Raw genomic sequence first — 511 nt, forward strand, 5'->3', positions numbered from 1 at the left:
ATCGCAGCTTATCACGTCCTTCTTCGCCTCTGAGAGCCTAGGCATCCCCCGTGTGCCCTTATTTACTTTCTTCACCGACATAGCCTTTTGCTACTATGCGGCTGCTTTTGATATATATACCGATATGCTACGTAAAGATTCCTCCGGAATTAACCGAGGGTCTCATCCCTACATCAGACACATACCAGCATTGTCTCTATACTGTTGTCTTCTCTTGTAATTTTTTTTTCTCTTTCAATATGTCAAAGAACTCTTTGGTAGATATAAGTAGTTAGATATTAGTATCAAGATTCTTATATGTCGCCATATCATATCTAAATACTATAGACTAAATACTCTATACTATCTCGTGGAGAATAACGGATTCGAACCGTTGACCCCCTGCGTGCAAGGCAGGTGCTCTAGCCAGCTGAGCTAATTCCCCGTTTTACTTTAGTAGTCCCGAGCAGATTTGAACTGCTGACCCCTACATTATCAGTGTAGTGCTCTAACCAACTGAGCTACGGGACTA

2 tRNA genes are annotated in these 511 nt (G+C 42.1%); both read right to left on the reverse strand.

The window, feature by feature from the left end:
• Positions 1-350: 350 nt before the first annotated feature.
• Positions 351-424 (reverse strand) — tRNA-Ala (locus HX021_RS21645).
• A 12-nt stretch (positions 425-436) separates the two neighbouring features.
• A tRNA-Ile gene (locus tag HX021_RS21650) sits at positions 437-510 on the reverse strand.
• Between the last annotated feature and the right edge of the window lies 1 nt (position 511).

This window comes from Sphingobacterium sp. N143, from assembly GCF_030325625.1.
GTDB lineage: Bacteria > Bacteroidota > Bacteroidia > Sphingobacteriales > Sphingobacteriaceae > Sphingobacterium.